Source organism: Celeribacter baekdonensis, from assembly GCF_900102315.1.
Classification (GTDB): domain Bacteria; phylum Pseudomonadota; class Alphaproteobacteria; order Rhodobacterales; family Rhodobacteraceae; genus Celeribacter; species Celeribacter baekdonensis.
This window is the reverse complement of the sequence record NZ_FNBL01000007.1, coordinates 222,121-228,998: the sequence shown is the minus strand read 5'-3', so window position 1 is coordinate 228,998 and position 6,878 is coordinate 222,121. Positions and strand designations below refer to the sequence as shown.

Genomic DNA, 6,878 nt, shown 5'->3' with positions numbered 1-6,878 from the left:
GGCTAAGTGGGAAAGCAGGTGGGACGACCAAAACAACCAGGAGGTTGGCTTAGAAGCAGCCATCCTTTAAAGATAGCGTAACAGCTCACTGGTCTAGATAAGTTGTCCTGCGGCGAAGATGTAACGGGGCTCAAGCCATGAGCCGAAGCTGAGGATGCCGTAAGGCATGGTAGCAGAGCGTAGTGTGACATAGTCTCATGTGTCTTTCGATCCTTCGGGATCATTGGACACAAGAGGCTTTCTGTGAAGCGGGCGCGTGAGCGATCCCGTGGAGAGATCACTAGTGAGAATGATGACATGAGTAGCGACAAACAGGGTGAGAGACCCTGTCGCCGAAAGTCCAAGGGTTCCTGCTTAAAGCTAATCTGAGCAGGGTGAGCCGACCCCTAAGGCGAGGCCGAAAGGCGTAGTCGATGGGAACCAGGTTAATATTCCTGGGCCAGTAAGAAGTGACGGATCTCGAGGGTAGTTCATCCTTATCGGATTGAATGGGCTGCTTAGAGGTTCCTGGAAATAGCTCTTACATAAGATCGTACCCTAAACCGACACAGGTGGACTGGTAGAGAATACCAAGGCGCTTGAGAGAACTATGTTGAAGGAACTCGGCAAAATACCTCCGTAAGTTCGCGAGAAGGAGGCCCGGTTCTAAGGCAACTTGGAGCTGGGGGCACAAACCAGGGGGTGGCGACTGTTTACTAAAAACACAGGGCTCTGCGAAGTCGTAAGACGACGTATAGGGTCTGACGCCTGCCCGGTGCCTGAAGGTTAAAAGGAGGAGTGCAAGCTCCGAATTGAAGCCCAGGTAAACGGCGGCCGTAACTATAACGGTCCTAAGGTAGCGAAATTCCTTGTCGGGTAAGTTCCGACCTGCACGAATGGCGTAACGACTTCCCCGCTGTCTCCAACATAGACTCAGCGAAATTGAATTGCCTGTCAAGATGCAGGCTTCCCGCGGTTAGACGGAAAGACCCCGTGCACCTTTACTACAGCTTCACACTGGCATTAGGCCGAACATGTGCAGGATAGGTGGTAGGCTTTGAAGCAGGGACGCTAGTCCCTGTGGAGCCTCCCTTGAGATACCACCCTTGTTCTGCTTGATGTCTAACCGCGGACCGTTATCCGGTTCCGGGACCCTGTGTGGCGGGTAGTTTGACTGGGGCGGTCGCCTCCTAAAGAGTAACGGAGGCGCGCGAAGGTTGGCTCAGAGCGGTCGGAAATCGCTCGTTGAGTGCAATGGCAAAAGCCAGCCTGACTGCAAGACTGACAAGTCGAGCAGAGACGAAAGTCGGCCATAGTGATCCGGTGGTCCCGAGTGGAAGGGCCATCGCTCAACGGATAAAAGGTACGCCGGGGATAACAGGCTGATACTGCCCAAGAGTCCATATCGACGGCAGTGTTTGGCACCTCGATGTCGGCTCATCTCATCCTGGGGCTGGAGCAGGTCCCAAGGGTATGGCTGTTCGCCATTTAAAGAGGTACGTGAGCTGGGTTTAGAACGTCGTGAGACAGTTCGGTCCCTATCTGCCGTGGGTGTAGGATACTTGAGAGGAGTTGCCCCTAGTACGAGAGGACCGGGGTGAACGATCCACTGGTGGACCAGTTGTTATGCCAATAGCAGTGCTGGGTAGCTATGATCGGAAAGGATAACCGCTGAAGGCATCTAAGCGGGAAGCCCCCCTCAAAACAAGGTATCCCTGAGAGCCGAGGTAGACCACCTCGTCGATAGGCTGGAGATGTAAGTGCAGTAATGCATTCAGTTGACCAGTACTAATTGCTCGATAGGCTTGATTTGATCCAGTAAAAGCAAAACTGAAAAGTTTTACTCACTGTGACAAACAGAAGCATACATACCAACACACAGTATAATGTATCTGACTTGGACAATGGCCGGGATCAAACCCGGTCGTGGCTCTTTATTCGGTTTGGTGGTCACAGCACTAGTGAAACACCCGATCCCATCCCGAACTCGGCCGTTAAGCACGGTTGCGCCGATGGTACTGCGACTTAAGTCGTGGGAGAGTAGGTCACCGCCAAACCTAATAAAGAGCCATATTTAATCTCTCTGACGATATCTAAATATCCCCGATCGCTTAAAACAGCCCTCGGGCAATATCCAGAACATACATGTTCTGAAAAGACCGTGCTTTGATCAAAAACAAAGCACAAACAAAGTGCTCAACTAGCCGAACAGCCGGTAGCACAAACAAAGTGCTCAAGTAGCTGAACAGCCGGTAGCACAAACAAACTGTCGCGGGGTGGAGCAGCCCGGTAGCTCGTCAGGCTCATAACCTGAAGGTCACAGGTTCAAATCCTGTCCCCGCAACCAAAATCTTGCAGTTAGATCAAATACGTAGCCACCCAAGGGTGGCCGTTTGCGTTTGTGCCGCTCAGGCGCGGTGCCACAACGGTGCTACTTTTAAGAAGCCCGCGCGAACTGCAAGCACCGTGGAAGCAACAAGAGCAAACTCAACGCTGTGGCATAGACGCAATGCAAGCGACTGACTGGCACCCTCAGCAACAGCACGTCACGTAAGCAAGACACACCCACCAACTCAGACACACCCCGCTCCCGTACAAAAAAACCCAGAACCTAATGCGCACAAACCAACGCTGGCCGATATTGGGGTTCCAGATGGGCAAGCCACATCCGTTAGAAAACGCGGGTCGCAGACAGGGTGAGGCAGGACGATGAATACATCCTAAGCCTGCCGTGTCTCATCCAACAGAGCCAATCTGTATGGTCCTAGCGGCGCGTCACCTCGATGAATCCGGTGTTTGCATTGACGACGACGTGATCGCCAGTGCGGATTTGGGTCAGGATGTCGCCATCGAAGTCAGTCATGGCTGGCACACGGGTGACGACGGCGCCAAGGGCGATTTTGGTGGTCATGCGGGTAAACAACATGGCTGCAGGTGCCACGTTGTTGATGCGGGTCATGTGGAAAAATGCTGACCAGCCCGAAGAGCCTTTTGCCCCCGGAAAGATCAGGATTTTACCAGCAAAGCTTTGACCGACCAACTCGTGCCGCCGCTCGATGATAGAGCCGTTGCGTTCGTTGATGCCACCCCAGCCCGAGATCGTCTGGCTGGTGACCATGGCTTCGCCTTCGGCAAAACCACCAACGACTTTGCGCCCGCGCAGGGAGAAACTGTCGCGTGTGTCGACCATCAGAAATCTCCTTTCCATGTGCCGGTCAGGCCGGCTTTGATGCAGGCCTCAAGTGAGCCGAACCAGCCTTGCACCTTGGCAATCGCGGGCAGGTAATGTGCTTGTTTGGCACTATCTGTGGCGATGACGCGCACGCCCTCGGGGATGCGGCGTGAAATCGCGGGGCAGGTATCAGACATGACCTGCCCACCGGCCGCTTCAATCAGGGTGACATATCCCGAACGCACCGCCACGTCACGGATGGCGCGCGGCGTATGGACCCACATCTGCACATCGGGATGCAGGCGTTTTCCGTCGAGCATATGGGCGATGCGGCCCACCTGTTCGATGGAATTATGCGGACAGCCCAGCATGATGAAATCGACCTTTGGGTCGGTGGCGGTTTGTAGCATCTCGTAGACCGATTTGCGCGCGGCGGCGTCATAGACAAACGACGCCTCGGCCCGGCGCGGGCCGAACGCTTCGTCGGGGGTGCGGGCCTCGGGGGTCCGACCGGGGATGTGGTACATTTCAACCCCGCCCGACGAGGCTGCAGCAGCCCCAAAATGCTTGAGCTTGATCAAGTCCGTGTGGCCGATCTGTCCCTCGATCACGGGAATGGCCTCTTCGACCTGCTCGCCGGTGAAATAGCCCAACAGGCCCCAATCCATCATTGTGTCCACGGGCACATCGACCCGCACATGGCGATTGCCGAAACGGTTTTCGGTGAGGTGATAGCCCCAGTAGGGAATGCGCCCGGTCAAAGCCGCAGCGCCTGTGCTTTCCTTGCCTTCGACATTGGTACGCCCGCCAAGCGCGCCGTTGCAGTAGATCACCGCCGAGCTTTCCATCCACGCGCAATGCTCGCCAAAGGTGGGCACATTGCCGACCTGATAGGGGGTGCAGGTGGCAAAAAGATTGATGCCGCGCTTGCCAATGAAGGCTTCATTCTTGCGTTGCATTTCGATCATCTGCGGATCGGCCCCTTGCAGCGCCCAGTTCTGGTCGTCGATCCCTGTGATGAGCTGACAGGTGCGCGCGGCCATATGCGGGATGTCGAGGGTCTTGTCGCTGTCGAGGTTGAGCTTGGAAAACACCTCGGCCATGCCGCGTTCGGCGATGGGGCGAACCGAAGGGGTGGAGGCGTTGAACGCGCCTGCTACATTATCGGTTTCAATCAGGCGGTCGGCGTCCAGTGCCTCGCCGTAGCGGATCAGCAGATCCATCGCGGCGGCCACGGCATCGCCTTGCGCGCCATCGCGCATCGCACATTCAGCATCGGTGAGTTGCATCTGTTCCCTCCTCCAAGGTTCGTTACGAGTTGGTTGCGACGGAGGCCAGTTCGGCGGAGTCCCAACGGTAGTGTTCACGCTCGACGTTATCGGCGATGCGGCGGTGCATTTCGCGCAGGTCGATCTGGTGTACCGACCCCGTGCCCGCGATGTCCAGAGCATGGGCCGCGGCCATGCCCATGGCAATGCAAGGCCCCATCACGCGCACGCTTGACAGGGCGGCACTATCGGCATCAATGCAGCGACCGGCGGCCACCATATTGTCACAGCTCTCGGGTGTGAGGCTGCCCAGAGGGATGTAATGGACGTGGTCCTTGTCGAAGACGATCCAGTGGTGGCCGTCGTCGTGGTCATGTAGTTCGATGGGCCATGCGGTCCGCCCGATGGCATCGTCAAATTTGGTGCCCGCCCGGATTTCGTCGACGGTCAGATGGTGGGTGCCTTTGATCCAGCGGGTTTGACGGATACCGGGCAGCCCGAAGGACCGCACGCGGGCCTCACCGAAACATTCGGGGAATTCGGTGCGCAGGAAATCCACCGCACGCATGGCCTGATCCTTGCCCTCAAGGGCTGCCGCAGAGGCCGCGACAGGGTCGAGTGGCGTCTCGACATGGGTCATATTCATCGCGGCGATGCCACGTCCGGGAATGGTGAATCCCAGACCTTCTCGGCGGCGCAGCCCATAGATGTCGCCCACCTCTTTCATCCGTGCGCCGATCTCGTCACGGTTGGGTTGGTTGGCTTCGTTGATGTTTTCCAGCACCACCATTTGCGTACCGAACACGCCATTTTTATCGGGTTCACGGCACTCAAAGCCCGCCTGCCACGCCAGTACAGCATCGCCCGAACTGTCGACCCAGCCGGTCGCCTCGACCTCAAGCGGGCCATAGCGCGTGAGAAAGCCCGCGCTTTTGATCCGGCGGCCTTCGACCTCGACGCCATTGAGCATCGCGCCGAGGACGACCGTAACGCCGGCGTTCAGGATGCTTTGCTCGACCCAGCGTCCCAATGCGACCTCGTCGTAATAGACCACGGTGGTGTTCGGGCCATGGCGGTAAAAGATCGCCTGTTCTTGTGTTTCGAGCCAGTCGAGCATGTCGTCAGCGATGCCATGGGTGAATTGATAGCCGTGGGTGCCGTTGGAATAGAGCCCACAGAAGGTGGCGATGATCGAATTCACCGCCTGACCACCAAGTGCGGGTTGGCTGTCCACGAGCACCACTTTGCGCCCCAGTTTGGCGGCCTCAAGGGCGGCGCTGACGCCGGAAATTCCCGCGCCGACGATACAGATGTCGGCCTGCAACCGTTTGGATGGCGCAAGGCCGTCCCGTTGCACGATCCGCGTGCCTGTGTTGAATGTATCGCCCATACCGGTCGCTCCTCGTTGGTCTCAGCACCGGGAAGGTCGCAGGTTGGACATCACCAAAAAAGATCAAATATACACCTTTACCTTTCGCAATTTGAGAAAGATGTTGGGAGTGTCGCGGGAGATGGAGGAAGAGATGGATACGATTGACAATATGCGGACCTTTTTGGCCGTGGTGCGTGCGGGCAGCTTTTCGGCAGCGGCGCGCAATCTCGACACGGTGCCCTCGGTGATCTCGAAAAAGATCAACCGGTTGGAGGACCAGATCGGCACGCCACTGTTTATCCGCTCCACGCGAAAGCTCCAGCTCACAGAAACCGGCGAACGAGTGCACCCACGGTTTTTGTCGATCGTGGCAGAGGTGTCAGACACGTTTGCCGATATGCGCGATGCGGCCTCGCCGATGGAGGGCACCTTGCGGATCAAATGCCCCACGACGTTGTGCGTGTTGCATTTTGGACGGATCATCACCCAGTTTCAGGCCGCCCATCCCAAGGCGCGAATTGATTTGGTGTTGATGGATCGGTCGGTCAACCCGCTGGAAGAAGGGTTCGACATCGCCTTGGGCGCGATCCCGTCGTCCTATCCCAACGTCGAGGCCATCCCGCTCTGCCCTTATCCGCGGCTGATGATTGCCTCACAGACCTACCTGGCGCGCGCCCCCGAACTGACCCACCCGCGACATTTGTTGGCGCATGATTGTCTGACCTTCCATCCCACGGGGTCGAATTGGGTGTTCGAGGGCGATCAAGGGCCAGTGAGTGTGGAAATCCATTCGCGGTTTTCGGTCAATGATTCATTGGTGCTGGTGGAATCGGTGCTGGCGGATCTGGGGGTGGCGGTGGTCGCCGAATATCTGGCGCGCCCGCATATTGCGCGCGGGGCGCTTGAGGTCGTGCTCCCCGAATACAAGGTGCCAGACCTATGGATCAGCGCATGGGTGCCCGCGACCCGCACCCAAGACCGATTGGTTATGGCGATGTGCGACTGGCTTGCCCGTGCGGTGCACCCCTTGGCCCCGTGGGATCGCCCAGTCGCAGATGTCCGGGACCAAGTTCTGGCCCCGGACTGA

The 6,878-nt window shown here is 57.4% G+C and carries 4 protein-coding genes, 1 tRNA gene and 2 rRNA genes; 4 read left to right on the top strand and 3 right to left on the bottom strand.

What is annotated here, in order from left to right; all coding sequences use genetic code 11:
• The 3 genes from BLT54_RS13545 to BLT54_RS13535 form a co-directional block, all read left to right on the top strand.
• Positions 1-1,792, top strand: a 23S ribosomal RNA gene (locus BLT54_RS13545); the annotation flags it as partial.
• Between the two features lie 129 nt (positions 1,793-1,921).
• Positions 1,922-2,036 (top strand): 5S ribosomal RNA (gene rrf, locus BLT54_RS13540).
• A 213-nt stretch (positions 2,037-2,249) separates the two neighbouring features.
• A tRNA-Met gene (locus tag BLT54_RS13535) sits at positions 2,250-2,326 on the top strand.
• Between the two features lie 417 nt (positions 2,327-2,743).
• On the opposite strand, the gene BLT54_RS13530 is transcribed toward BLT54_RS13535, so the two are convergent.
• Genes BLT54_RS13530 through BLT54_RS13520 form a run of 3 tightly spaced genes read right to left on the bottom strand, consistent with a single transcriptional unit; the run spans position 2,744 to position 5,809 of the window.
• Complete coding sequence (locus BLT54_RS13530; RefSeq protein ID WP_074645819.1) at positions 2,744-3,169, bottom strand: aconitase X swivel domain-containing protein; 426 nt, start codon at positions 3,167-3,169, stop codon at positions 2,744-2,746.
• Entirely contained in the window at positions 3,169-4,440 is a 1,272-nt protein-coding gene (locus tag BLT54_RS13525) for an aconitase X (protein WP_074645818.1), read from the bottom strand. Before BLT54_RS13525 ends, BLT54_RS13530 begins: the two co-directional genes overlap by 1 nt.
• Positions 4,441-4,462: 22 nt before the next feature.
• Positions 4,463-5,809: an FAD-dependent oxidoreductase gene (locus BLT54_RS13520; RefSeq protein ID WP_074645817.1), complete on the bottom strand. Its 1,347-nt coding sequence runs from the start codon at positions 5,807-5,809 to the stop codon at positions 4,463-4,465.
• A 133-nt stretch (positions 5,810-5,942) separates the two neighbouring features.
• Between BLT54_RS13520 and BLT54_RS13515 the strand changes: the two genes are divergently transcribed.
• Complete coding sequence (locus BLT54_RS13515) at positions 5,943-6,878, top strand: LysR family transcriptional regulator (protein ID WP_074645846.1); 936 nt, start codon at positions 5,943-5,945, stop codon at positions 6,876-6,878.

Bases quoted from the DNA above. Each gene is read 5' to 3' on its own strand.
- BLT54_RS13530 (WP_074645819.1), bottom strand. From the start codon at position 3,169: ATGGTCGACACACGCGACAGTTTCTCCCTGCGCGGGCGCAAAGTCGTT.
- BLT54_RS13520 (WP_074645817.1), bottom strand. From the start codon at position 5,809: ATGGGCGATACATTCAACACAGGCACGCGGATCGTGCAACGGGACGGC.
- BLT54_RS13525 (WP_074645818.1), bottom strand. From the start codon at position 4,440: ATGCAACTCACCGATGCTGAATGTGCGATGCGCGATGGCGCGCAAGGC.
- BLT54_RS13515 (WP_074645846.1), top strand. From the start codon at position 5,943: ATGGATACGATTGACAATATGCGGACCTTTTTGGCCGTGGTGCGTGCG.